Annotated in this window: 24 protein-coding genes; 8 read left to right on the top strand and 16 right to left on the bottom strand. The window is 67.4% G+C overall.

All coding sequences use genetic code 11. The annotated features are described in order from the left end of the window. Positions 1-48 precede the first annotated feature (48 nt). From PEM_RS03445 to PEM_RS03460, 4 genes are all read right to left on the bottom strand, one after another. Complete coding sequence (locus PEM_RS03445) at positions 49-2,340, bottom strand: TonB-dependent receptor (RefSeq protein ID WP_111127822.1); 2,292 nt, start codon at positions 2,338-2,340, stop codon at positions 49-51. Positions 2,341-2,489: 149 nt separating this feature from the next. Then, positions 2,490-2,894 (bottom strand): hypothetical protein, encoded by a 405-nt coding sequence (locus PEM_RS03450; protein WP_053496854.1) that lies wholly within the window; start codon positions 2,892-2,894, stop codon positions 2,490-2,492. A gap of 177 nt (positions 2,895-3,071) precedes the next feature. Next, entirely contained in the window at positions 3,072-3,404 is a 333-nt protein-coding gene (locus PEM_RS03455; protein ID WP_005415593.1) for a non-heme iron oxygenase ferredoxin subunit, read from the bottom strand. Further along, a complete protein-coding gene (locus PEM_RS03460) occupies positions 3,401-3,940 on the bottom strand; it encodes a GNAT family N-acetyltransferase (RefSeq protein ID WP_095376986.1) in 540 nt (179 codons plus the stop codon). Before PEM_RS03460 ends, PEM_RS03455 begins: the two co-directional genes overlap by 4 nt. Before the next feature lie 207 nt (positions 3,941-4,147). Here PEM_RS03460 and PEM_RS03465 point away from each other — a divergent pair, with 207 nt between their 5' ends. Continuing rightward, positions 4,148-4,798, top strand: coding sequence for a transposase (locus PEM_RS03465; protein ID WP_111127897.1), 651 nt, complete (start codon positions 4,148-4,150; stop codon positions 4,796-4,798). Between the two features lie 15 nt (positions 4,799-4,813). Here PEM_RS03465 and PEM_RS03470 read toward each other — a convergent pair whose 3' ends face one another. The 5 genes from PEM_RS03470 to PEM_RS03490 all read right to left on the bottom strand — a co-directional run bounded on the left by PEM_RS03470 (position 4,814) and on the right by PEM_RS03490 (position 10,113). Continuing rightward, positions 4,814-6,070 (bottom strand): cysteine desulfurase, encoded by a 1,257-nt coding sequence (locus PEM_RS03470; protein ID WP_005415596.1) that lies wholly within the window; start codon positions 6,068-6,070, stop codon positions 4,814-4,816. Further along, positions 6,067-7,329 (bottom strand): Fe-S cluster assembly protein SufD, encoded by a 1,263-nt coding sequence (gene sufD, locus PEM_RS03475; RefSeq protein ID WP_111127824.1) that lies wholly within the window; start codon positions 7,327-7,329, stop codon positions 6,067-6,069. Before sufD ends, PEM_RS03470 begins: the two co-directional genes overlap by 4 nt. Next, positions 7,329-8,093, bottom strand: coding sequence for a Fe-S cluster assembly ATPase SufC (gene sufC / locus PEM_RS03480; RefSeq protein ID WP_005415598.1), 765 nt, complete (start codon positions 8,091-8,093; stop codon positions 7,329-7,331). Before sufC ends, sufD begins: the two co-directional genes overlap by 1 nt. A gap of 70 nt (positions 8,094-8,163) precedes the next feature. Next, positions 8,164-9,639, bottom strand: coding sequence for a Fe-S cluster assembly protein SufB (gene sufB / locus PEM_RS03485; RefSeq protein WP_019659402.1), 1,476 nt, complete (start codon positions 9,637-9,639; stop codon positions 8,164-8,166). Positions 9,640-9,657: 18 nt separating this feature from the next. Next, positions 9,658-10,113, bottom strand: coding sequence for an SUF system Fe-S cluster assembly regulator (locus PEM_RS03490; protein ID WP_049414161.1), 456 nt, complete (start codon positions 10,111-10,113; stop codon positions 9,658-9,660). A 211-nt stretch (positions 10,114-10,324) separates the two neighbouring features. Between PEM_RS03490 and PEM_RS03495 the strand changes: the two genes are divergently transcribed. Next, on the top strand, positions 10,325-10,792 hold the full coding sequence (locus PEM_RS03495; RefSeq protein ID WP_012479369.1) for an SET domain-containing protein-lysine N-methyltransferase: 468 nt from the start codon (positions 10,325-10,327) through the stop codon (positions 10,790-10,792). Between the two features lie 122 nt (positions 10,793-10,914). Continuing rightward, positions 10,915-11,457, top strand: coding sequence for a type 1 glutamine amidotransferase domain-containing protein (locus PEM_RS03500; protein ID WP_005415602.1), 543 nt, complete (start codon positions 10,915-10,917; stop codon positions 11,455-11,457). Between the two features lie 38 nt (positions 11,458-11,495). On the opposite strand, the gene PEM_RS03505 is transcribed toward PEM_RS03500, so the two are convergent. From PEM_RS03505 to PEM_RS03520, 4 genes are all read right to left on the bottom strand, one after another. Continuing rightward, entirely contained in the window at positions 11,496-12,092 is a 597-nt protein-coding gene (locus PEM_RS03505; RefSeq protein ID WP_005415603.1) for a DUF1439 domain-containing protein, read from the bottom strand. An 81-nt stretch (positions 12,093-12,173) separates the two neighbouring features. Then, on the bottom strand, positions 12,174-12,713 hold the full coding sequence (locus PEM_RS03510) for a hypothetical protein (protein WP_065177922.1): 540 nt from the start codon (positions 12,711-12,713) through the stop codon (positions 12,174-12,176). Between the two features lie 56 nt (positions 12,714-12,769). Continuing rightward, complete coding sequence (locus PEM_RS03515; protein ID WP_005415605.1) at positions 12,770-13,078, bottom strand: DUF3861 family protein; 309 nt, start codon at positions 13,076-13,078, stop codon at positions 12,770-12,772. A gap of 294 nt (positions 13,079-13,372) precedes the next feature. Further along, positions 13,373-13,771, bottom strand: coding sequence for an HU family DNA-binding protein (locus PEM_RS03520; RefSeq protein WP_005415606.1), 399 nt, complete (start codon positions 13,769-13,771; stop codon positions 13,373-13,375). Positions 13,772-14,143: 372 nt separating this feature from the next. Between PEM_RS03520 and PEM_RS03525 the strand changes: the two genes are divergently transcribed. Beyond that, on the top strand, positions 14,144-14,575 hold the full coding sequence (locus PEM_RS03525) for an OsmC family protein (RefSeq protein WP_005415607.1): 432 nt from the start codon (positions 14,144-14,146) through the stop codon (positions 14,573-14,575). 99 nt (positions 14,576-14,674) lie between these two features. Here the strand turns inward: PEM_RS03525 and PEM_RS03530 are convergent, their stop codons facing one another. Then, on the bottom strand, positions 14,675-15,553 hold the full coding sequence (locus tag PEM_RS03530) for a PhzF family phenazine biosynthesis protein (protein WP_111127825.1): 879 nt from the start codon (positions 15,551-15,553) through the stop codon (positions 14,675-14,677). A gap of 113 nt (positions 15,554-15,666) precedes the next feature. Then, entirely contained in the window at positions 15,667-16,542 is an 876-nt protein-coding gene (locus PEM_RS03535) for a PhzF family phenazine biosynthesis protein (protein ID WP_111127827.1), read from the bottom strand. Between the two features lie 76 nt (positions 16,543-16,618). Between PEM_RS03535 and PEM_RS03540 the strand changes: the two genes are divergently transcribed. From PEM_RS03540 to PEM_RS03555, 4 genes are all read left to right on the top strand, one after another. Continuing rightward, positions 16,619-19,213 carry a bifunctional aspartate kinase/diaminopimelate decarboxylase gene (locus PEM_RS03540; RefSeq protein WP_072168632.1) on the top strand — a complete coding sequence of 865 codons (2,595 nt, stop codon included), beginning with the start codon at positions 16,619-16,621 and terminating at the stop codon, positions 19,211-19,213. Positions 19,214-19,289: 76 nt separating this feature from the next. Beyond that, on the top strand, positions 19,290-20,642 hold the full coding sequence (murL, locus tag PEM_RS03545) for a UDP-N-acetyl-alpha-D-muramoyl-L-alanyl-L-glutamate epimerase (protein WP_111127828.1): 1,353 nt from the start codon (positions 19,290-19,292) through the stop codon (positions 20,640-20,642). Next, positions 20,623-22,032: a UDP-N-acetylmuramoyl-L-alanine--D-glutamate ligase gene (gene murD / locus PEM_RS03550; RefSeq protein WP_111127830.1), complete on the top strand. Its 1,410-nt coding sequence runs from the start codon at positions 20,623-20,625 to the stop codon at positions 22,030-22,032. The genes murL and murD overlap by 20 nt, the downstream gene beginning before the upstream one ends. A gap of 98 nt (positions 22,033-22,130) precedes the next feature. Beyond that, positions 22,131-22,664, top strand: coding sequence for a hypothetical protein (locus PEM_RS03555; RefSeq protein ID WP_111127831.1), 534 nt, complete (start codon positions 22,131-22,133; stop codon positions 22,662-22,664). A gap of 87 nt (positions 22,665-22,751) precedes the next feature. Here the strand turns inward: PEM_RS03555 and PEM_RS03560 are convergent, their stop codons facing one another. Beyond that, positions 22,752-23,345 carry an SMI1/KNR4 family protein gene (locus PEM_RS03560; protein ID WP_032953996.1) on the bottom strand — a complete coding sequence of 198 codons (594 nt, stop codon included), beginning with the start codon at positions 23,343-23,345 and terminating at the stop codon, positions 22,752-22,754. Positions 23,346-23,472 lie beyond the last annotated feature (127 nt).

Genomic DNA, 23,472 nt, shown 5'->3' on the forward strand with positions numbered 1-23,472 from the left:
CAAAAACGGCGGCAGGAGCCCCTGCCGCCGTGGTGGAGCGCCGTTACATCAGAACTTGACGTTCAGTGCCAGGGTGGCCGAGCGACCCGGGGCGATGCTCGCGTAGTGCGAGGCATAGGCCTTGGTGAAGTAGGTCTTGTCGGTCAGGTTCTGCACGTTGAGCTGCAGGCTGATGTTGTCCTGGATCGCGTAGCTGGCCATCGCGTCGAAGCGGGTGTAGCTCGGGATCCACTTGGTGTTGGCGACATCACCGTACTGCTTGTCCGAGTAGAACGCGCCGGCGCCGATGGTCAGGCCGATCGGGAAGCGGTAGGTGGTCCACAGGTTGGCGCTGTGCTTGGCAGTGTTCGGGAACACGTTGCCGTTGTAAGGCGACGGCACGTACACGTTGGACGGGCAGGTGCGGCCCACCGGTGCGCCACAGACGAAACCGTTGTCCTTCAGTTCCGAGTCCAGGTAGGTGTAGCCGCCGTATAGGCTCCAGGCGTCGGTCAGCTGGCCGGTGAAGCCCAGTTCGAAGCCGTTGATTTCCTTCTTGCCGGCGTTCTGGCTGGTGCCGTTGTCGACCGTCACGCGTGCGTTGTTCATCACGGTGTGGAAGATCGCTGCGGTCAGGTTCAGGCGCTGGTCGAACAGGTCCCACTTGGTGCCCAGTTCGAGGTTCTTCGTGTCCTGCGGCTTGAGGTCGGCCACGGCGGCGCTCAGGCCGTCCGAACCGTCACCACCGTCCATGCCGGGCGGGGTCGAGGAGGTGCCCCACGACAGGTAGATGCTGCCGTTGGCGGCCGGCTTGAACACCACACCGGCCTGGTAGTTCAGGAAGTCGTTGCTGTTGCGCACGCGGGTCGGTGCCTTGCCCGCCACCGGAGTGGTCAGGGTGGTGCGGAAGTCGTCGTAGCGCAGGCCGAGGTTGATCATCCACTGCTCATTGAGCTCGATGGTGTCGAACACGTAGGCGGAGGTGGTCCTGGTGCGCTGCTCGACGTCCAGTGCCTTGTCGCTGCGGTACACCGAATGCGTGGCCGCCCACGGATCGCGCGGATCCGGATGGGCGAAATCGGTGCAGTTGTAACCGGTGGCCGCGCCGGTGGTCGGGCACTTGCTGTTGCCGGTGAGCGGGTTGCTGGTGCCCGGCGTCATCAGGTAGCTGCCGCGGGTCATCTTCTCGTCGCTGTATTCGACGCCAGCGCTGTAGCTGTGCTTGAGCGCGCCGGTCTGGAAGGCACCGGTCAGGCCCAGCTGGTCGGCGAAGCTCTTGACGTCGACGGCGCGGGCGTTGGTACGGCGCCACAGGGTGCCGTAGTTGTTCGGGTTGCCCTGGCTGTCGTCCGGCTGGGTCCACAGGTAATCGTTGCTGGTGTTGCCCAGGCGCGCGATGTTGCGCAGCTTGTGGCCGCCGAAATCGTAGCTGGCATCCAGCGTGCTGATGTCGGCGCGGGTGCGCTGGAAGTCACGGTCGACCAGGCCGTAGTAGTTGTTGCGGTCCGGCACCATCGGGCGGCCGTCGACCCACTTCGAGGCCGGCGCCCCGTTCGGGTTGCCATACGGGAAGCCACCCGCGTCCGGCAGGTCATCGCTCTGCATGTGGTAGTGGCTGGCGATCAGCTGCGCCGGGCCGTTCAGGCCGAACGCGATCGACGGTGCGATGCCCCAGCGGCTGACATTGGCGGCGTCGCGGCCAGCGATGTCCGATTCGTGCTTCATCAGGTTCAGGCGCGCGGCGATGCCGTCGCCCAGCACGTAGTTGGCGTCCACGGTGCCGCGTGCGTAGCTGTCGGTACCGATGCCCATGCTGGCGCTGGTCTCGTTCTTCAGCTTCGGCGTTTTGCTCACCAGGTTCAGGCTGCCACCACCGGAATCACGGCCACCGTAGGCCGAGCTCGGGCCCTTGACCACTTCCACCTGCTCCAGGTCGAAGATCTCGCGGGTCTGCGAGCCGACGTCGCGCAGGCCGTCGACGAAGACGTTGCTCTGCGAATCGAAGCCACGGATGAAGGGGCGGTCGCCGGTCGGGTTGCCGCCTTCGCCGGCACCGAAGGTGATGCCCGGCACCATGCGCAGCGCATCCTGCAGGTTGGTCGCACCGGTTTCGGCGATCAGCTTCTCCGACACGATCGACACTGACTTGGGGGTGTCCAGCAGTTCGGCGGTGAACTTCGGCGAGGACGGATTGAACCAGCTGCCGCGCACCTGCACCTTGTCCAGGTCGGTGGCCTTGCTGGATGCGGCATCAGCGCTGTCGGCAGCCTGCGCGGCCAGCGGCGCGAAGCCTGCGGCCAGGGTGGCGGTGGCGAGCAGGGAAACGCGCGGGGCGTGCTTGCGGGACGTGATGTGGGTCATGGCTTTGGGTAGTGGCGTGGATCGGGAAACGGCGAAGGCCGAAGCGCAGACAGCGCGACGACAGGGAGGGAGCGTCTTCTGTAGAGCCGAGCTGATGCCCGGCGATGCGGCGAACGACTTCAGGCGCACGGCAACAGCCGCAGGGCGCCTCAGCTGGCGTGCGGTGCGGGCGGTGCGTGGCCGGGGTTCAAGCGCAGTGCGGGATCGTGCAGTTGCCGGCGCAGGGCATCGGAGCGCCATAGCGGGATATGTGCGACCAGGGGCGCGCGCAGGGGTGCCACTCCGGTGCAGGGCGTGTTGCCCTCACCATCAAGCGGCGGCTCCGGTGCAGGTGCAGCATGTTGCGGGCATTCGTCTGCCGACGGCGCCGGCAATGGCATGACCTGGCGCAACCCTTCGGCATGTGCCTGCCACCCTTGGGTAGTCGGGGCGTTGCTGCGTCCTTCGTGCAGCGCCGACCAGCCCAGCAGCAGCGTCAGCAGCACGGCCACGGCCAGTGGCCACCCCTGGCGGGCGAGCTGGCACAACGTGGCAGTGGGCGCGGGCGATGCCATGGCGCGAGGGCGAAGTCGTTACGAAGATGTTACGTAGAATAACATCAACGATAATGATTCGCATGTACGGGGTGCTGCGGGACGCCGGGGCGGCCGGGGAACGCCCTGCGAAGGCCCTTGCGGGGCCTCCTGCAGATCCAGCCCATGGGTGGGTACCCCCCAGGTCGGGGCGCCGCCTCAATCCCGGTCGTCGCGCGTCCAGACGGCGTCGTGTTCGCGCTTCACCGGGAACTTGGGCACCGGGGTATAGGCCGGTGCGCACAGGGCGCGGCCATCGCGTACGTCGAAGCGCGCGCCGTGCAGCACGCACTCCACGCTGCCTTCGGCGGTGTTGAACTCGCCCGAGGACAGCTCGAATTCCTCGTGCGTGCACTGGTCTTCCAGCGCGTACAGCTCGCCGTCGAGGTTGAACACCACGATCGGGGTGCCGGTCACCTCGTCGAACACGCTCTTCATTTCACCGGGCAGCAGCTCGTTGCTGGCGCACACGAAGGTCCAGGTATCGCTCACGCGGCCGCTCCGGCCAGCGGTTTTTCCAGGATCTCGAAGCGCAGGTCGTCGCGCTTGGGGATGCCGAAGCGTTCGTCGCCATACGGGAAGGGTTTCTTGATGCCGGTCCGCTGGTAGCCACGACGCTCGTAGAAGGCGATCAGTTCGTCGCGTACGTCGATCACTGTCATCTGCATCACCGGCACGTTCCATTCGCGTGCAGCGTGGGCTTCGGCGGCGACCATCAGCTGCTTGCCGACGCCGCCGCCCTGCTGTGCGGGGTCGACCGAGAACATGCCGAAGTAGCCCTTGCCGTCAACGTCGGCAACGTGGGCGCAGGCGACAAGAAGGCCATCGCGCTCGGCCAGCAGGATGGTGGAGCGCGGGCGGTCCAGGTCGGACTGGATGCCTTCGGCGTCGATGCGGGCGCCATCCAGCAGGTCGGCTTCGGTGGTCCAGCCCACGCGGCTGGCGTCGCCACGGTAGGCCGAGGTGACGAGGGCGATCAGGGCGGGGATGTCGGCCGGCGTGGCGGCGCGGAAGGTCAGGGTGCTCATGGGGGCATTTTAGGTGGGCAGTGGGCGGGCGCAAATGGGGGAGTGGGGTCAGATCCCTTTCGCAACGCGAAAGGGATCTGACCCCGGTATCTACTGACTCAACGGCAGGCCATGGACCGACTGGCGCGGGCCCGGAATCGGCAGATGCTCGGGGTCAGATCCCTTTGCGCAGTGAAGGGCTCTGACCCCTGTTCCCAGGAGAAGCCCATGCCAAGGCCACCACGCATCGATGCGCCCGGTCACCCGCAACATGTCGTTCAACGTGGCAACAATCGCCAGCCCGTGTTTTTCACCGATGGCGACCGTGTGGCCTACTTGCGCCTGCTGTGCCAGCACGCGGACCATCAGCACTGCCGGGTCCACGCGTACGTGCTGATGGACAATCACGTTCATCTGCTGGTGACGCCTGATGTCTCCGGCGGGCTGTCACGGATGATGCAGGCCGTGAGCCGGACCTACGTGCGGCGGGTGAATGATCGGCAGGGCCGCACGGGGACCCTGTGGGAGGGGCGTTTCTACTCGACGCTGGTCGATACGGATCGCTATCTGCTGGCCTGCCAGCGCTACATCGAGCTCAACCCTGTCCGTGCGGGAAGGGCGGCGCGCCCAGGGGACTATCGCTGGTCGAGCTATCGGGCGAATGCGCACGGCAGGCCGAATGCGCTGCTCAAGCCGCATTCGGCATTCGAACTGATTGCCCTGCATCTGGATGAACGGCGCAGGCGCTATGCGGCGTTCATCGAGGAGGGAATTCCTGCCGCGGATGTGGCGGCGATCCGGCGAGCATTGCGGTCGCAGCGACGGTTGGCCGGTTCGCTAGCGGGGGCAGAGCCCTTTCGCGATGCGAAAGGGATCTGACCCCGTCTGCCGGGGTTACCCCAGCAGCTTGCGTACCTTGGTCAGCGCGGTCATGAACCGCTCGATCTCGGCGTGCGTGTTGTAGAACGCCAGCGAGGCGCGGCAGGTGGCGGCGACGCCGAAGTACTGCAGCAGCGGGTGTGCGCAGTGCTGGCCCGATCGCACGGCCACGCCTTCCAGGTCGAGCAGGGTGGCCAGGTCGTGGGCATGCGCGCCATCGATCAGGAACGAGACCACGGCGGCCTTCTCCGGTGCCTGGCCGATGATGCGCAGGCCATCGACGCGGCGCAGCTCTTCGGTGAAGTGCGCCAGCAGTTCGGCTTCGCGCGCTTCCACGTTGTCCTGGCCAAGCTGCTGCAGGTAGTCGGCGGCCACGCCCAGGCCGATGAAACCGGCGATGTTCGGGGTGCCGGCTTCGAACTTGTGCGGGGCATCGTTGAACACGGTGCCGTCGAAGCTGACTTCCTTGATCATCTCGCCGCCGCCGAGGAACGGTGGCATCGCGTCCAGGTGCTCGCGACGCGCCCACAGCGCGCCGGTACCGGTCGGGCCACACATCTTGTGGCCGGTGATGGCGTAGAAATCGCAGCCGATCGCGGCGACGTCGACCTTGCGGTGCGGTACTGCCTGCGAGCCATCGACCACGGTGATGATGCCGCGCTTGCGCGCTTCACGGCAGATCTCGCGCACCGGGTTGACCGTGCCCAGCACGTTGGAGACATGGGTGACCGCCAGCAGCTTGACCTCCGGGGTCATCGCCGCGCGCAGCGCATCCAGGTCCAGCGCGCCGTCAGGCGTGATCTCGGCCACGCGGATGGTGGCACCGGTACGCTGCGCGACCAGCTGCCACGGCACGATGTTGGCATGGTGCTCCATGCGCGACACCAGGATCACGTCGCCGGCCTTCAGCCGCGGCAACGCCCACGAATACGCCACCAGGTTGATGGCGAAGGTGGTGCCACTGCACAGCACCAGGTCGCTGGGGCGCACGTTGAGGAAGCGCGCCAGCGTGTTGCGCGCACCTTCGTAGGCATCGGTGGCTTCGCTGCCCAGTGCATGCACCGCGCGGCTGACGTTGGCGTTGTAACGGCGGTAGAACTCGTCCACCGCGCCGATCACCTGCACCGGCTTCTGGCCGGTGTTGGCATTGTCGAAATAGACCAGCGGCTTGCCGTGCACTTCGCGCATCAGCAGCGGGAAGTCGAGGCGGACGCGGTCCCAGTCGGGGGCGCCGGTGCGTTCTTCGATCGGGCGCGGCGTGGACAGGTTCATGCCACACCTGCCTCGGCCAGGGCCTTGTCCAGGCGGCGTGCGAGCTGTTCGCGCAGCACGCCTGGCAGGATCTTCAGCGGTTCATGGCAGAACGCAGCGCTCAGCAGCGCCTGCGCCTGGGCCTGCGGCAGGCCGCGCGCGCGCAGGTAGAACAGCGCGTTGGCATCGAGCTGGCCAACGGTCGCGCCATGCGCGGCCTTCACTTCGTCGGCGTCGATCACCAGCGTCGGCTGGGTGTCGATCTCGGCGTCGGCCGACAGCAGCAGGTTCTTGTTGGACAGGTTCGCGTCGGTGCCATCGGCGCCTTCGCGGATCTGGATGCCGCCATGGAACACCACGCGGCTGCGGTTGGCGGCTACGCCGCGCCACAGCAGTTCGCAGGCGGTATCGCGGGCGATGTGGTCGATGCCCAGGCGGGTTTCGACGTGGCGGCGGCCATTGCCGAGCAGCACGCCGTTGGCGGTCAGCTGGGCGTTGTCGCCTTCCAGTCGCACGTTCAGTTCATGGCGGCTGAGCGCGGCGCCCAGTTCCAGGTCGACGCGGTGGTACTGCGCGTCGCGGGCCAGCACCGCGTCGGTGCGCAGGAAGCTGGTCTGGCGCGCGCTGCCGGCCTGCACGCGGGCGTGCTTGAGCACGGCGTCGCGCGCGACGTGGGCATGCAGCACGGTGTTGTCCAGGTGGGCGGAGTCACCCACGCTGAAGCGGTGCTCGACCACGCCAAGGCTGGCGCCGGCACGCAGTTCGATCAGGTGGCGGTGATGCCAGGCCAGGTCGGTCTCGCCGGCCACACTGGCGAACACCAGCTGCAGCGGCGCTTCGACCTGCACGCCTTCATTCACGCGCAGCACTACGCCCTCATCGGCCAGCGCGGCATTGAGGCGGGCGAAGATCTCCTCGCTGCGCTCGTAGCGGCGGCCAAGGAAACGCACGGCGTCTTCGCCGCAGGCCAGTGCGGCCGACAGCGGCTGCAGCTGCACGCCGGCCGGCAGGGCCTGCACGTCGCTCAGCGTGGCATCGAGGCGGCCGTTGACGAACACCAGGCGCGGTGCCGGGATGTCGTCCAGCAGCGCGGCGTCCAGCGCCGGGCCCTGCAGCGGTGCCGCAGCAAACGCACGGCGTTCCAGCTGGCGCAGCGAGGTGTACTTCCAGGCTTCATTGCGGGCGGCCGGCAGGCCATCGCGCAGGGCCGCATCCAGCACTTCGCGGCGCGCGTCGCTGCCGCAGAAGGCCTGGGCCATCGAGTCGAGCAGGGCGCTCATCAGACCGCCGCCTCGGGCACGACCCGGTCCTTCAGGAAATCATAGCCGTGCGCTTCCAGTTCCAGCGCCAGCTCGGGGCCGCCGCTCTTGACGATGCGGCCATCGGCCAGCACGTGCACCACGTCCGGCTTGATGTAGTCCAGCAGGCGCTGGTAATGGGTGATGACCAGGAACGAACGGTCGGCGGCGCGCAGCGCATTGACGCCGTCGGCCACGCTCTTCAGCGCGTCGATGTCCAGGCCCGAGTCGGTCTCGTCGAGGATGGCCAGCTTCGGTTCCAGCACGGCCAGCTGGAAGATCTCGTTGCGCTTCTTCTCGCCGCCGGAGAAGCCTTCGTTGACGCCACGATGCAGCAGCTCGTCCTTCAGGTGCAGCACGGCCAGCTTCTGGCGCACCAGCTTGAGGAACTGCATGGAGTCGAGTTCGTCCTCGCCGCGTGCCTTGCGCTGGGCGTTCAGTGCCGCGCGCAGGAAGTAGGTGTTGTTCACGCCCGGGATCTCCACCGGGTACTGGAACGCCAGGAACAGGCCGGCAGCGGCACGCGCTTCCGGGTCCTGCTCCAGCAGGTCGACACCGTCGAACTGCACGCTGCCTTCGGTCACTTCGTAGCCGTCGCGGCCGGCCAGGACATTGCCCAGGGTGGACTTGCCGGCGCCGTTCGGGCCCATGATGGCGTGTACTTGGCCGGGCTTCACATCCAGCGACAGGCCCTTGAGGATTTCCTTGTCGCCGATGCGGGCGTGGAGGTTTTCGATCTTCAGCATGGTGGGGGTTTCCGTGGGGCGGGCCAGGGCCCGCCGGTAAAGAGAATGCGTTTGCGAAGGGCAGGGGCGGTCAGCCCACCGAACCTTCCAGCGAGACTTCCAGCAGCTTCTTGGCTTCCACTGCGAACTCCATCGGCAGTTCGCGGAACACCTGCTTGCAGAAGCCGTCGACGATCATCGACACCGCGTCTTCCTGGCTGATGCCACGGGCGCGGCAGTAGAACAGCTGGTCGTCGGAAATCTTGGAGGTGGTGGCCTCGTGCTCGACGGTGGCGCCCGGGTTCTTCACCTCGATGTAGGGGAAGGTGTGGGCGCCGCACTGCTTGCCGATCAGCAGCGAATCGCACTGGGTGTAGTTGCGCGCGCCGTCGGCATTGCGGTCCACGCGCACCAGGCCGCGGTAGGTGTTCTGGCCGCGGCCGGCGCTGATGCCCTTGCTGACGATCTTGCTCTTGGTGCGCTTGCCGACGTGGATCATCTTGGTGCCGGTGTCGGCCTGCTGCCGGTGATGGGTCAGCGCGACCGAGTGGAACTCACCGACCGAATCGTCGCCCAGCAGCACGCACGAGGGGTACTTCCAGGTGATCGCCGAGCCGGTCTCGACCTGGGTCCAGGTGACCTTGCTGCGCGCGCCGCGGCATTCGGCACGCTTGGTGACGAAGTTGTAGATGCCGCCGACACCGTTCTCGTCGCCCGGGTACCAGTTCTGCACCGTGGAGTACTTGATCTCCGCATCTTCCAGTGCCACCAGTTCGACCACCGCAGCGTGCAGCTGGTTCTCATCGCGCATCGGTGCGGTGCAGCCTTCCAGGTAGGAGACGTAGGCCTTGTCCTCGCACACGATCAGAGTGCGCTCGAACTGGCCGGTGTGGCCGGCGTTGATGCGGAAGTAGGTGCTCAGTTCCATCGGGCAGCGCACGCCTTTGGGAATGAACACGAAGCTGCCATCGGAGAACACCGCCGAGTTGAGTGCGGCGAAGTAGTTGTCACCCACCGGCACCACGGTGCCCAGGTACTGGCGCACCAGCTCCGGGTGTTCCTTGATGGCCTCGGACATCGAGCAGAAGATGATGCCCTTCTCGGCCAGTTCCTTGCGGAAGGTGGTACCGACGGAGACCGAGTCGAACACCGCATCCACCGCCACGCCGGCCAGCTTGGCGCGCTCGTGCAGCGGCACGCCCAGCTTGTCGTAGGTGTCGAGCAGTTCCTTCGGCACGTCGTCCAGCGAGGCGTACTTCGGGCCCTTCGGCGCGGAGTAGTAGCTGAGCGCCTGCAGGTCGATCGGGGCGATCTCCAGCTTGGCCCAGTCCGGCATCGGCAGGGTCAGGAAGTGGCGATAGGCGTCCAGGCGCCACTGCGTCATCCACTCCGGCTCGTCCTTCTTGGCCGACAGGGCACGGATGGTGTCCTCGTCCAGGCCCGGCGGCAGGGAGTCCGACTCGATCTCGGTGATGAAGCCGGCCGAATACTTGCGGCCGAGCTGCTCGTGGATCTCGCGGTTGGGGGTGTCGTCGTGGGCGACGTTTTCGATGGTTTCGGTGGCCATGGCGGGGCTGCCTGTGGATCAGGAGACGACGTCGACAGCGATGGTGCGGCGCTGTTCGTCATCGGCAAGGGGAAGGGGGGGCAGGATCTGCGCAAGACTGACGTCGCGCAGGGCCTCGGAGACCACGTCGTTGATCAACCGCCAGCTGCTGCGCGCGCCGCACTTGGGTGCCATGCCGCACTGGTGGTGGTCGTGGCTGCATTCGGTCAGGGCAAGCGGCCCTTCCATCGCTTCGACCACTTCGAACAGCGAGATCTCGATGGCCGGGCGGGTCAGCCGGTAGCCGCCACGGACGCCGCGCAGGCCTTCGACCAGGCCGGCCTGGGCCAGCGGCTTGAGTACCTTGCTGACGGTGGGCGGCTCCAGGCCGGTGAATTCGGCCAGTTCGGTGGCACTGAGCACCTCGCCCGGACGGGCGGCGAGCACGGTCAGCACGACGGTGGCGTAATCGGTGAGCTTGGTGACGCGCAACATGGGGATGCGAGTGGTTCTTAAAGCGGACTGAAATTGTACGCTTTTATTCGCCACCATCCAACCCGGGCATTCAGCCGGCGCTGGGGCCGGGCCGGGAGGCTCTGCCAGCGGGCGCTGCCGGGGGCGCCATGCTGCGCCAACCGGGTGATTTTCGCAATCACCCGGAATGGGCGAGAATCCCCGTTCCATCCGCTGCAAACAGCCCGTGCCGATGCCGAAGAAGATCCAAGCCCGCAAGTCCGCCATCCATGGCAACGGCGTGTTCGCCGTCGCCCCGATCAAGCAGGGCGAGCGCGTGATCCAGTACAAGGGCCTGCTGCGCAGCCATGGCGACGTTGATGCCGATGACAGCGGCGACGTCGAAAGCGGCCATACCTTCCTGTTCACCCTCAATGACGACTGGGTGATCGATGCCAACTACAAGGGCAACGATGCGCGCTGGATCAACCACAGCTGCGACCCGAACTGCGAGGCGGTGATCGAGGAGGATGAGGATGGCGACAGCCGTGGCGACAAGGTGTTCATCGAGGCGCTGCGCGATATCAAGGCTGGCGAAGAGCTGACCTACAACTACGGCATCACGCTGGCCGAGCGCCACACCGCCAAGCTGAAGAAGATCTGGGAATGCCGCTGCGGCTCGCCCAAGTGCACCGGCACCATGCTGCAGCCCAAGCGCTGATCCTTCCGGTAGTGCCGGCCGCTGGCCGGCACGGGTCCTCTCCACCTGCCGTGCACGGCAGGGTCACCGCCGTGCAAGGGCCGTTCGTCCACGCTGTGCACTCCCCCAACTGGAGTGCACCCATGGCAGAGCGATTGAAGGGCAAACAGATCGCAATCCTCGCGACCCACGGCTTTGAACAGTCCGAATTGACCGAGCCCAAACGGCTGCTGGAAGCGGAAGGTGCGCGGGTCAGCGTGGTGTCGCCCGCAAAGGAGGCGACCATCAAGGGCTGGAAAGAGAAGAACTGGGGCGACGCCGTCGCGGTCGACATTCCGCTGGACGAGGCGGATCCGGCGGGCTTTGATGCCCTGGTGCTGCCAGGGGGCGTCATCAATCCGGACACACTGCGCACCGACGACGCGGTGCTCAGCTTCATCCGCTCAGTGGATGAAGCCGGCAAGCCCGTCGCGGCGATCTGCCATGGTCCGTGGCTGCTGATCAACAGCGGGCTGGCAGATGGCCGCGAGCTGACCTCCTGGCCCTCCCTTCAGCAGGACCTGGCCAACGCGGGCGCGAACTGGCGCGATGCCGAGGTCGTGGTCGACGGCAACGTGATCACCAGCCGCAAGCCGGATGACATTCCTGCTTTCAGCGAGGCGGTGGTCAAGGCACTCGCCGCGTGATGCCTTGCCGGTAGTGCCGGCCGCCGGCCGGCACTACCTTATTTGCCCAGCAGGCCTGCCGGCACCAGGTTGCCCAGGTTCTGGTTGAAGGTGACCACCAGCTTGCCGTTCTTGACCTGTGCCGCCTGCACCTGCAGCGCGCCGAGCACCCCGGCCACGGCCGGGTCCAGCTTGTAGATCGGTTCGCGCTGGGCGTAGTCGCTCAGCCAGGCATTGAGCAGGCCGCGGGTGCGTGAGTCGAGGCGGCCGCCCTGGTTGGCCGGGGTGAAGTCATCCACGCTGGGCTGCTGCAGGTGGAAGCCCTGGGTCTGCGCGTCGTAGCGCAGGCCGCTGCTGAGCTTCACCGTACCCAGTTTGGCCGGGTTGCCGCCGGCGGTGGCCAGTGCCACGTCCATGCCAAGGTTCAAGCGCTCGCCGGCCGGAAGGCTCAGCTGAGGATGGCTCATGGTCAGGGAGATCAGGCCGCCAAGGGCGTCCTGGGTGCGCGGGAAGCTGCCATCGAGGTACTGCTGCACGTCGCTGGCACCCACCGACAGTTCGCGGCCGGAAATGGAGGGAGCCGCCTGCGCGCCGATCGCAGCGGCGATCAGTACGGTGGAGGCAGCGAGGCGGGTCATAAGGGAACGCAGGCGCATGGCGGTGACCGATGGCAGGGAATGGATGGATCAAAGAGTAGCCGTGCAGGCTGAATCGCGCGTGCATGCGGCTGTAACGGTTCAGTCCAGCATCGGACGCAGTTGCGCCGACTGGATCTGCCAGGCGCTGCCATCGCTGCTGGGTTGCACGCGGTACCAGCCACCGAAGCGGAACGTACCGTTGGCGGTGACCGCGCGGATCTGCACCGGCACTTCAAGCAGCTGCGGTGGCTGCCGATCGTCGCGGGCGAGCGGGGGATCGCTGTGCAGGCGCAGGGTGCGCAGGTCCTGCAGCTGCCGCAGCGCGGCGTCGTCCGCATGCCGCGGGTCGCTGGGCGGGATCGTCCAGGCGGCATCGCTGGCGGCGCGGTCGCGGTTGAGCAACGCCGCTACGTAGCGGTTGAGCATCGTCGATGGCGGCTCGGCACCGTCGGCGACAGCAGACAGCACCGGCATTTCACTTGCCTGCACTGCTGCGGGATCGGGGCCGGTGCGAGTGTCCGCGGCTGCGGTGGCAGCGACGGGAGCGGACGCTGCCGCGATGTCGCCGGTCGTCTGTGCTGCCGGGCGTGAACAGCCCAGCAGCACCAAGGGTGCGATCAGCAACAGGTTCCTGCGCATGTCTGCCTCCTCCGCGAGGCAACCTGGAGGGCGGCAGTGTAGCGATTGCGCCGGGATCAGCGGGAGGAGGGCAGCTGATCCAGAGCGTCCAGCGCTGGCAGGACCTGGCCGGCGATGGCCGCCAGTGCGTGGCCGCCGGTCTCGGCATGGCGCTGCACGATATCGCGCAGCAGCTGGGTGGCGATCACCAGGGTCGCACGCTCGTCGCCGCTGATACCGGCGGTACGCGGGGCCGCCTCCAGCAGGCGCATCAGGTCGCGGCTGGCGCGATGCTCCAGTTCGATGGTGCAGCGCCCTGTGCACTGCAGCCCGTCCTTTTCGATGGGGGTCACCGAGATCCGGTAGCGGGTGGAGGGGCTGGCCATGAGGGTGTGCTCGCCGTAGCTGTGGAGGATGTGCCCACCATAGGCAAGGCCACGGCCTGAGGCGACGGCCGGCGCTGCACGCAGTGTTCCACCCGGTACGTTCCAGCACCTGCCCAAGCCGCGCTCGGCCAGTGGCGACGGGCCTGTACGGGCATTGCCGGGGAGGCGGCAACGCTGTGTTGCGGATTGCCGCAGCGCGACGCATCCACGCATGGCGTGGATCTACCGCCGGGCACGCAAAAAAAAACGGGACGGCCAGAGCCGTCCCGTCGGAATCCACGTTGGGGCGCGCGCTTACAGCGCGGCGTCCTTCAGCTTCTTCAGCGGACGCACCTTCAGCTTGGTGGTGGCCGGCTTGGCGGCGAACCACTGCTCTTCCTTGGTGAACGGGTTGATGCCCTTGCGCTTCGGCTTGGCCGGCACATTGACGGTGGTGATCTTCAGCAGGCCCGGCAGGGTGAAGGAGCCAGCGCCCTTCTTGTGCACCGAGGAGGCGACGGCGCTTTCCAGCGAGGCCAGCACAGCGCGGACGTCCTTGGCGATGACGCCGGAGGCTTCAGCGATGTGTGCAACCAGGCCGGACTTGGTCAGCACTTCCTTGATCGGCTTCGGAGCGGCCGGCTTGGCGGCTGCCTTCGTCGCGACTTTCTTCGCTGCCTTCTTCGGGGCAGCCTTCTTAGCGGTCTTTGCCATGGTTTCCTGTTCCGTGAACGGTTGGTTGTTTGGTCGGCGCCGAACCCCGTCGGCAAGCGCAATGTAGGGCAACTCTTGGGCGCCGCCAATAGCCCGAAGCGCGGAAAGTGCATGTTTTTTCATATCCAGGCCGATTCAGTACATGGTCGGCGGTGGGGGATGGGGGCACGCCTGCGTGTTCGATCGTCGGCGCCCGCCGATCGGTGGGGTGCGCGAAACCACTGAAAACAAGAGGAAAATGCGTTCCGGGCTGGCGAGGAAGTGTCCACGCGCCGGGCTCGGGGACGACGTCCGGCGTGCGGCGGAGCGACGCAGGGCTAACGCGTGGCGTGCGAGGGTAGCCGTTCATCACCGCCACGCAGGAGCAGCACAATGGGAATCTCGCGACACGCCACCGCGCACTGGGAAGGCGATCTGAAGACGGGCAAGGGCCAGTTGAGCACGCCGCAGAGTGGGCTGCTGGAGAAGACCCGCTACGGTTTCAACAGCCGTTTCGGCGACGAAAAGGGCACCAATCCGGAAGAGCTGATCGCCGCCGCGCACGCGGGTTGTTTCACCATGGCGCTGTCGGCCAAGCTCGGCGAAGCAGGCTTCACCCCGACCTCGCTGGACACCGAAGCCAAGGTCGACCTGTCGCTGGAAGGCGGTCCGCAGCTGTCGCAGATCCGCCTGAAGGTCAGGGCGGTGGTGCCCGGCATCGATGCGACGCAGTTCCGTGCCATTGCCGATGACGCCAAGCAGAACTGCCCGGTATCCAAGGCGCTGAGCGCGGTGCCGATCAGCCTGGAAGCCGAACTGGGCTGAGCCGGCGCATCTGTAGAGCCGAGCCCATGCTCGGCTTCTGCAGGTCCCGTGATCTGGCCGGGAAGCAGCCGAGCGTGGGCTCGGCTCTACAGTATCCCTTTACCAATCAAGGGTGCCGGTGATCACCGTCTGCACCTGGCCGCCCGACCAGACCTCGCCGTCCTCGTCGACCCGCAGGGTCAGGCGCGCATCGTGGCCGACTTCGCGGCCTTGGCTGACTTCGAACGGCGCACGGCCACGTGGCAGCGCGTCGCGCAGGTCCAGCCACGCGGCCAGCACTGCATTGGCGGCCCCCGAGGCGGCGTCCTCGAAGCGCCGACCATTGCCGACGAAAGCGCGCACGGCCAGATCGAATCCCTCACTGCCATCGCTGAAGGCATAGGCGAACACGCCCATGCTGTCGGTGGACTCGGCCAGCGCAGCCACCGCGTTCCAGTCAGGGCGCAGCGCGCGTAGTGCTGCTTCATCGGCCACCTGCACCACCCACCAGCTGCGTCCGCCCTGCATGCGCGCCGGCGGCAGCGAGCCCAGTGGCCAGTCCTTCAGTGCTGCCCGCAGGCGCGGATCGGTGGCTTCAGCGGTCTCCGCCAACTGCGCGCGCGGGGTGCGGATGGCGATGCGCTGCTGCGCGCCCTCACCGCTGACGCGCAGCGGCAGGGCGCCGGCAATGCCGTCCTGCACCAGCACGCCGTCGACCGGTGTGGCCAGGCCTGCCTGCAGCACCGCATGCGCCGTGCCGACGCTGGGGTGGCCGGCGAACGGCACTTCCTTCTGCGGGCTGAACATGCGCAGCCGGTAGCTGGCACCGGCGGCCTGGGGCGGAAACACGAAGGTGGTCTCGGGTAGGCGCGTCCAGCGCGCGATGGCCTGCATGCTGGCATCGTCCAGGCCGTCGGCATCGAGTACCACGGCCAGCGGGTTGCCAGCGCCGGCGCGCGGGGAAAACACATCCAGCTGCAGGAAACGGCGGGTGGTCATCGGGGCGAAACTCCAGGATCGGGTGGCGCGCAGCTTAGCGCGCGGTTGTAGAGCCGAGCCCATGCTCGGCTGTGTCGGGACGTGAGAAGAAGCAGCCGAGCGTGGGCTCGGCTCTACAGCCAACGGATCTGGCCGTCGATGACCGGCTGCACCTGGCCGCCGATCCACACCGTGCCCTGCGCATCGACCTGTACCTGCACGCGGCCATCGCGGCCCACTTCGCGGCCCTGGCTGGCCACGTAGTGGCCCTCGCGGCCGGGCAGGGCATTGCGCTGCCGCAGCCAGGCGCCGATCAGTGCATTGGCACTGCCGGTCACGGGATCCTCGGGCACGGCGGGCGCATCAGCGGGGCAGAAGGCACGCACCACGCGGGTGTGGCCGGTGCCGGCTTCATCGGCGAAGACGGCCAGGCCTGTAGCGTCGGTGGCGAGGCTCCAGTCGGCCAGCGCGGCCATGTCCGGTGCCAGCTCGCGAACGGCGGCGGCATCGCGCAGTGGCAGCAGCCACCAGCGTGCGCCGTTGTCCCAGAGTTCGGGCACCTGCCCGTCGGCAGCGAGCGCCAACAGCGCGGCGGGCGCTCCGTCTGCCTCCGTGTCCAGTTGCCGTGCCGGCGGGCTGGCCAGCTGGATCTCCAGTGCCTCGGCCGGGCCGCTCACCCGTACTGGCAGCACCCCTGCCGCGCATTGCTGCAGCAGGGCGCCGTCGCGCGGTTGGGCCAGGCCGCAGGTCACCGCCGCCCAGGCGGCGCCGACGCTGGGGTGGCCGGCGAAGGCCAGCTCACGGGTCGGGGTGAAGATGCGGATGTGGTAATCGGCGCCGGGCGCGGTGGGGCGCAGGAAGAACACCGTCTCGGACAGGTTCAGCCAGGCAGCCAGGGCCTGCATCTGGCTGCTGGAGAGCGCGTCGGCGTCCAGGATGACGCCCAGTGGATTGCCGGTTCCGGGGCGGGGGGCGAAGACATCGAGCTGCAGGTAACGGAGGACGGCCATCTACGGGGACATTGCGCTTAGAATCAAAGGTTCCGCCCCCCGAGGGCGGCTTCCCCACATTCTACATAGCCAATCCATGTCAGCTTCCCCCCTTGTCGATCGTTGGATCGTACTGAAGTTCGGCGGCACCTCGGTGTCGCGTCGTCACCGCTGGGACACGATCGGGAAGCTGGCGAAAAAACGCGCGGAGGAGACCGGATCGCGCGTGCTGGTGGTGGTATCGGCGCTGTCCGGGGTCACCAACGAACTGACCGCGATTGCCGACGGCGCGCCGGACAGCGGTGATCGCGTGGCAGCGCTTGTCGAGCGCCATGAGGGCTTCCTGGCCGAACTCGGCCTGGGCCGCGAGGTGTTGGCCGAACGGCTGGCGGCGCTGCAGGGCCTGCTCGACGATGCGCGGGCGGCTACCCGTCCGCTGGATTGGCAGGCCGAAGTGCTGGGCCAGGGCGAGCTGCTGTCCTCCACCCTGGGCGCGGCCTATCTGCGCGCCTCGGGCCTGGACATGGGCTGGATGGACGCCCGCCAGTGGCTGGACGCGATGCCGCCGCAGCCGAACCAGAGCGACTGGTCGCAGCGGCTGTCGGTGAACTGCCAGTGGCGCGCCGACGCGGAGTGGATGCAGCGCTTCCGCGCGCAGCCGACCCGCCTGCTGATCACCCAGGGCTTCATTTCGCGGCATGCCGATGGCGGTACCGCCATCCTTGGCCGTGGTGGCTCGGATACCTCGGCGGCGTACTTCGGTGCGCTGCTCGGCGCCAGCCGGGTGGAGATCTGGACCGATGTGCCGGGCATGTTCAGCGCCAATCCGAAGGACGTGCCCGACGCACGCCTGCTGACCCGCCTGGACTATTACGAAGCGCAGGAAATCGCCACCACCGGCGCCAAGGTGCTGCACCCGCGCTCGATCAAGCCGTGCCGCGATGCCGGCGTGCCGATGGCCATCCTCGATACCGAGCGCCCGGAACTGCCGGGCACCAGCATCGATGGCAGCGCCGCACCGGTGCCGGGGGTGAAGGCGATCAGCCGCCGCAATGGCATCGTGCTGGTGTCGATGGAAGGCATCGGCATGTGGCAGCAGGTCGGCTTCCTGGCCGATGTGTTCAACCTGTTCAAGAAGCACGGCCTGTCGGTGGACCTGATCGGTTCGGCCGAGACCAACGTCACCGTGTCGCTGGACCCGTCCGAGAACCTGGTCAACACCGATGTGCTGGCCGCGCTGTCGGCCGACCTGTCGCAGATCTGCAAGGTGAAGGTGATCGTGCCGTGCGCGGCGATCACCCTGGTGGGCCGCGGCATGCGGTCGCTGCTGCACAAGCTGTCGGACGTGTGGGCGACCTTCGGCCGCGAGCGCGTACACATGATCTCGCAGTCGTCCAACGACCTGAACCTGACCTTCGTCATCGACGAGGCCGATGCCGATGGCCTGCTGCCGATCCTGCACGCAGAGCTGATCGACAGCGGCGCGATGCCGGTGGAGGAGACCGAAGTGTTCGGCCCGCGCTGGCGCGAGATTGCCGGCACCGTGCGCCCGCGCGGCACGCCGTGGTGGCGCGGCCAGCGTGCGCACCTGCTGCAGCTGGCCGATGCCGGTACGCCGCGCTACGTCTACCACCTGCCGACGGTGCGCGCCCGCGCCCGTGCACTGGCCGCAATCAAGCCGATCGACCAGCGTTACTACGCGATCAAGGCCAACAGCCACCCGGCCATCCTGCAGCTGCTGGAAGCCGAAGGCTTCGGCCTGGAGTGCGTGTCGCATGGCGAGCTGAAGCATGTGTTCCAGCACCTGCCGGAACTGTCGCCCAAGCGCGTGCTGTTCACCCCCAGCTTCTGCCCGCGCAGCGAGTACGAGGCGGCGTTTGCGCTGGGCGTGACCGTGACCGTCGACAACGTGGAAGCGCTGCAGCGCTGGCCGGACCTGTTCCGCAACCGCGAGCTGTGGCTGCGCGTCGATCTGGGCCGGGGCGAGGGCCACCACGCCAAGGTCCGTACCGGTGGCAAGGAGTCCAAGTTCGGCCTGCCGATCGCCCGCGTCGACGAGTTCGTGCGCGCGGCCACCGAACTGGGCAGCCGCGTGGTGGGCCTGCATGCGCACCTGGGCAGCGGCGTGGAAACCGCGCAGCACTGGCGGCTGATGTGCGATGAGCTGGCCGGTTTCGCCCGCCGCATCGGCAGCGTACAGACCATCGACATCGGTGGCGGCCTGCCGATTCCGTACAGCGACGAAGACGAACCCTTCGACCTGGACGCCTGGGCCGAGGGCCTGGCCGAGGTCAAGGCGCTGCACCCGGCATTCCGCCTGGCGATCGAGCCGGGTCGCTACCTGGTGGCCGAATCGGGCGTGCTGCTGACCCATGCCACCCAGGTGGTGGAGAAGGACGGCGTGCGTCGTGTCGGCCTGGACGCCGGCATGAACGCACTGATGCGCCCGGCGCTGTACGACGCCTGGCATGACATCGAGAATCTCAGCCGCCAGGGCGGTTATGCCGAAGCGGCGTTCGATGTGGTCGGGCCGATCTGTGAATCCAGCGATGTGTTCGGCAAGCGCCGCAAGCTGCCGGTGTCCACTGCGCCGGACGACGTGATGCTGATCGCCGATGCCGGTGCCTACGGCTATGTGATGGCCAACACCTACAACCAGCGGAAGCTGCCGCGCGAAGACGTGATCGAATGACCACCGCGCGCGCCTTGCACCCGCCCACCGACACGCCCCGCGCCCTCGCGCGGGCCCGTGCCTGACCGGATACACCATGACTGCTTTCGACAAACACCAGGTTTCCCGCTTCCGCTTCGTCCACTGCGACTTCGCAGCGGATACCGGCGTGGCCCGGCTGGTCTATGCCTTCGACGACGGCCCGGAGATGGTGGAGACCATCACTGTGCCGGGTGCCCCGTTCGTGCTGGACGAGGCGCGCGCCGCTGCCGTGCAGCGTGCGCTGCAGCTGCTGCACCTGATTGCCGGCGTCAGCTACTACAAGGCCGGCGTACCGGATACGGTCAGCATCGACAGTTACAGCATCGATGCCGATACCGCCGCACTGGTTGAGACCATTTACCTCAATGGCCTGGGCGAATTCGCCTACCGTAACGGCCTGAACCTGCGCGGCCGCTTCCGGTTGCCGGTGCAGGGCGAGGCCGTGCAGGCGCCGGCGCTGGGCCTGCAGCCGCACGCACTGGTGGCCATCGGCGGCGGCAAGGATTCGCTGGTCAGCATCGAAGCGCTGCGCCGTGCCGGCGTGGACGAGACGGTGACCTGGATCGGTGGCTCGCAACTGATCCGTGCGTGCGCCGAGCGCACCGGCCTGCCGACATTGAACCTGGGCCGCACGCTGGCACCGGAACTGTTCGAGTTGAACCGCCAGGGCGCCTGGAACGGCCATATCCCGGTGACGGTGGTGAACTCGGCAATCATGGTGCTGGCCGCCCTGCTGCACGGCGTGGACCAGGTCGTGTTCTCCAACGAGCGTTCGGCCAGCTACGGCAGCCAGATTCCGGGCACCGGCGAAGTGAACCACCAGTGGTCCAAGGGCTGGGCCTGCGAGCAGGCGTTCGGCAGCCATGTGCGGAAGTACGTGGCGGCGGATCTGCAGTACTACTCGCTGCTGCGACCGATGTCCGAGCTGGCGGTGGCCCGCCAGTTCGCCAAGACTGATTTCTACGACGCGCACTTCTCCAGCTGCAACCGCAATTTCCACATCCTCGGCGAGCGCCCGGTGAACCGCTGGTGTGGCGTCTGCCCGAAGTGCCATTTCGTGTTCCTGGCGCTGGCCCCGTTCATGCCCAAGACGCGCCTGGTGCGCATCTTCGGCCGCAACCTGCTGGACGATGCCGAGCAGGCCGGTGGCTTCGATGCGCTGCTGGAATTCCAGGACCACAAGCCGTTCGAGTGCGTGGGTGAAGGCCGCGAATCGCGTGCGGCGATGGCGACGCTGGCGCAGCGCCCGGAATGGAAGGAAGACGTGCTGGTGAAGCGCTTCTGCAATGAAATCCAGCCGCAGCTGGATGCCGCCGAACTGGAACTGGCACCGCTGCTGCAACTGCAGGGCGAGCACCGCGTTCCGGCTGCGCTGTGGGAACGGGTGCGTGAAGATTTCGAAGCTTGAAGGAAAGCGCGTCGCGCTGTGGGGCTGGGGCCGCGAGGGCCGCGCCGCGTTTGCGGTGCTGCGTGAGCGCCTGCCCACGCTGCCGCTGAGCCTGTTCTGCCCGGCGGCCGAAGTCGGGGCCGCACGCGTGGAAACACAGGGCGCGCTGGACGTGCGTGGCGAGCCTTCTGCCGAAGCGCTGGCCGCGTTCGACGTGGTGATCAAATCGCCCGGGATCAGTCCCTATCAGCCGATCGCGCTGGCGGCGGCAGCGCAGGGCACCACCTTCATCGGCGGCACCGCGCTGTGGTTCGCCGAACACGCGGCCGACGATGGCATCGTGCACGACACCGTGTGCGTGACCGGCACCAAGGGCAAGAGCACCACCACCGCACTGGTCGCGCACCTGTTGCGCGCGGCCGGCCACCGTACCGGACTGGTCGGCAACATCGGCCTGCCGCTGCTGGAAGTGCTGGACCCGCAGCCGGCGCCCGAGTACTGGGCCGTCGAGCTGTCCAGCTACCAGACCGGTGAAGTGGCGCGCAGTGGCGCCCACCCGCAGGTGGCAGTGGTGCTGAACCTGTTCCCGGAACACCTGGACTGGCACGGCAGCGAACAACGTTACATCGAGGACAAGCTGCGGCTGGTGACGGAAGCCGCGCCGCGCATTGCCGTGCTCAATGCCGCCGATCCGCACTTGGCGGCACTGTCGCTGCCCGATAGTGAGGTGGTCTGGTTCAACCAGCCGCAAGGCTGGCATATGCGGAGCGACATCGTGCATCGCGGCGAACAGGCGGTGTTCGATACCCGCAACACGCCGCTGCCGGGCCGCCACAACCGCGGCAACCTGTGCGCGGTGCTGGCCGCGCTGGAGGCACTGGGCCTGGACGCGGTGGCGCTGGCACCGGCGGTGCAGGATTTCCGCCCGCTGCCGAACCGCCTGCAGCGCATCGGCGTGGCCGATGGCCTGACCTACGTCAACGATTCGATCAGCACCACGCCGCACGCCAGCCTGGCCGCGCTGGAGTGCTTCGCCGGGCAGCGCATCGCGCTGCTGGTGGGCGGGCACGACCGTGGCCTGGACTGGACCGACTTCGTGCAGCACATGGCGCACGACGTGCCGCCGGTGGAGATCGTGACCATGGGCAGCAACGGCCCGCGCATCCACGCGATGCTGCAGCCGCTGGCCGATGCCGGCCGCTTCGGTCTGCACGCGGCGTCGGATCTGCCCGAGGCGATGGCCTTGGCGCGCGCCGCGCTGGGGGCGCAGGGCGGTGTGGTTCTGCTGTCGCCGGGCGCGCCAAGCTTTGGTGCCTACCGCGACTACGTGGCCCGTGGCCGTCATTTCGCCGAACTGGCCGGATTCGATCCGGACAGCATCAGCGCGATTCCGGGGTTGGGCATCGCCTGACCGGCGGGATCGGGGTCGGATCCCTTTCCGCAGGAAAGGGTTCTGACCCCATCGTGCATTTATCATGCAGGCATCCCCGGACGGACCCGGATGCCCGCATGTGCACCTTCATTACCCTGTTCCTGCCCGCATCCTTATCGCACGTTGAAGCCGTCGCGATCATGCAGCGCAGTGGCCGGCGCCTGTTTGCGCAGGATTCGCCCAGCCTGCAGGCGGCCGTCGGGCCCGGCTGGCAGCCGTGGCTGAGCGCCGCGCACTGCGATTGCGGTACCGCGCTGGCCTCGTCGCGGGCCGAGCGGGAGTGGAAGGGCGATGCCGGGCGCTGGCGGAAGAAGGGTTGGAGCGAAGCCAAGATCGCCCGCGCGCTGGCCGAGCAGCAGGCGCGGCATGAACAGGATCAGCAGGCACGCCGCGATGAAGCGCTGGACGATGCCGGCCAGTGGTTGCAGCGTATCGACGCGCTGTTGCAGGCCGGAGCCGCGCGCATCGGCCTGCTGGTGCGCGACTACGACGGTTCGGTGGGTGCCCGGCAGCCGAACCCGCCGGAACGCCACTGGCCGCGGAATCAGCTGGCCGCAGCGGACCTGCTGGCGCTCATGCCGGGCACGTTGCATTGGATCGAGCGCGGGTAGTGCCGGCCGCTGGCCTGCAACCTGCGGAGAAATTCACCCACGCATGGCGTGGCTCTACTGTAGAGCCGAGCCCACGCTCGGCTGCCTTCATTCGTCTTCATCGATGAACGCGTAATCGCCATCGATCAGCTGCTGCAGATACACATCGAAGCTCCGCGCAATGACCGCATAGCTGTCCGGATCGTGCAGGTAGCGCACCACCTGGCCGACGGTGCCGCCTGGCGCGGGATCGAAATCCAGGTACAGCATCGACGTGCCACCGTTGTTCATGCAGTGCGAGAAACACAGCCGGCGGTTCATCGGCAGATCCGCGTCGATGCCCTCGCCGAGAATCTCCGGTTCCTCATCCAGCCACTCTTCGTAGATGGAACGGATGCTGTCGTCCCATCGCTGCTGGTCCTCGAAGATCTGCGCGACCGATCGCAGGTAGTACGGGTAGCCACCGTCCTCCACGTCCGAGCCGAGCATCAGTACGCAGACCTTGCCGCCGGGGTACTCCCGGTAGTGGGTGCCATCCACGCGCGATAGGAGTTCCACCAGGCTGTCCGGCACCTGCGGCCACTGCACACGCAGGCGCTGCAGGTCTTCAGCGCTGGCGCCCTGCACGTGGACCCACTGCGGGGCATCCTCGGCAGGCAAACGCGGGATCAGGCCAGACAGAAAGCGATCAACAAGATTCATGCGAAAAAAGGGGACGGAGGGGATTAAGTCGTATCCAACCACACCTGCGTCACGCCGCCAATGCAGAATGCGACGCAGGAGGGGCGAATACGGCTTAATCCCCTCCGTCCCCTTTTTCTTGCGGAGC

This window comes from Stenotrophomonas sp. Pemsol (assembly GCF_003586545.1).
GTDB lineage: Bacteria > Pseudomonadota > Gammaproteobacteria > Xanthomonadales > Xanthomonadaceae > Stenotrophomonas > Stenotrophomonas sepilia.

Coding starts and splice junctions, on each gene's coding strand:
- PEM_RS03445 (WP_111127822.1), bottom strand. CDS start 2,340: ATGACCCACATCACGTCCCGCAAGCACGCCCCGCGCGTTTCCCTGCTC.
- PEM_RS03450 (WP_053496854.1), bottom strand. CDS start 2,894: ATGGCATCGCCCGCGCCCACTGCCACGTTGTGCCAGCTCGCCCGCCAG.
- PEM_RS03460 (WP_095376986.1), bottom strand. CDS start 3,940: ATGAGCACCCTGACCTTCCGCGCCGCCACGCCGGCCGACATCCCCGCC.
- PEM_RS03465 (WP_111127897.1), top strand. CDS start 4,148: ATGCCAAGGCCACCACGCATCGATGCGCCCGGTCACCCGCAACATGTC.
- PEM_RS03470 (WP_005415596.1), bottom strand. CDS start 6,070: ATGAACCTGTCCACGCCGCGCCCGATCGAAGAACGCACCGGCGCCCCC.
- sufD (WP_111127824.1), bottom strand. CDS start 7,329: ATGAGCGCCCTGCTCGACTCGATGGCCCAGGCCTTCTGCGGCAGCGAC.
- sufC (WP_005415598.1), bottom strand. CDS start 8,093: ATGCTGAAGATCGAAAACCTCCACGCCCGCATCGGCGACAAGGAAATC.
- sufB (WP_019659402.1), bottom strand. CDS start 9,639: ATGGCCACCGAAACCATCGAAAACGTCGCCCACGACGACACCCCCAAC.
- PEM_RS03490 (WP_049414161.1), bottom strand. CDS start 10,113: ATGTTGCGCGTCACCAAGCTCACCGATTACGCCACCGTCGTGCTGACC.
- PEM_RS03495 (WP_012479369.1), top strand. CDS start 10,325: ATGCCGAAGAAGATCCAAGCCCGCAAGTCCGCCATCCATGGCAACGGC.
- PEM_RS03500 (WP_005415602.1), top strand. CDS start 10,915: ATGGCAGAGCGATTGAAGGGCAAACAGATCGCAATCCTCGCGACCCAC.
- PEM_RS03505 (WP_005415603.1), bottom strand. CDS start 12,092: ATGCGCCTGCGTTCCCTTATGACCCGCCTCGCTGCCTCCACCGTACTG.
- PEM_RS03510 (WP_065177922.1), bottom strand. CDS start 12,713: ATGCGCAGGAACCTGTTGCTGATCGCACCCTTGGTGCTGCTGGGCTGT.
- PEM_RS03515 (WP_005415605.1), bottom strand. CDS start 13,078: ATGGCCAGCCCCTCCACCCGCTACCGGATCTCGGTGACCCCCATCGAA.
- PEM_RS03520 (WP_005415606.1), bottom strand. CDS start 13,771: ATGGCAAAGACCGCTAAGAAGGCTGCCCCGAAGAAGGCAGCGAAGAAA.
- PEM_RS03525 (WP_005415607.1), top strand. CDS start 14,144: ATGGGAATCTCGCGACACGCCACCGCGCACTGGGAAGGCGATCTGAAG.
- PEM_RS03530 (WP_111127825.1), bottom strand. CDS start 15,553: ATGACCACCCGCCGTTTCCTGCAGCTGGATGTGTTTTCCCCGCGCGCC.
- PEM_RS03535 (WP_111127827.1), bottom strand. CDS start 16,542: ATGGCCGTCCTCCGTTACCTGCAGCTCGATGTCTTCGCCCCCCGCCCC.
- PEM_RS03540 (WP_072168632.1), top strand. CDS start 16,619: ATGTCAGCTTCCCCCCTTGTCGATCGTTGGATCGTACTGAAGTTCGGC.
- murL (WP_111127828.1), top strand. CDS start 19,290: ATGACTGCTTTCGACAAACACCAGGTTTCCCGCTTCCGCTTCGTCCAC.
- PEM_RS03555 (WP_111127831.1), top strand. CDS start 22,131: ATGTGCACCTTCATTACCCTGTTCCTGCCCGCATCCTTATCGCACGTT.
- PEM_RS03560 (WP_032953996.1), bottom strand. CDS start 23,345: ATGAATCTTGTTGATCGCTTTCTGTCTGGCCTGATCCCGCGTTTGCCT.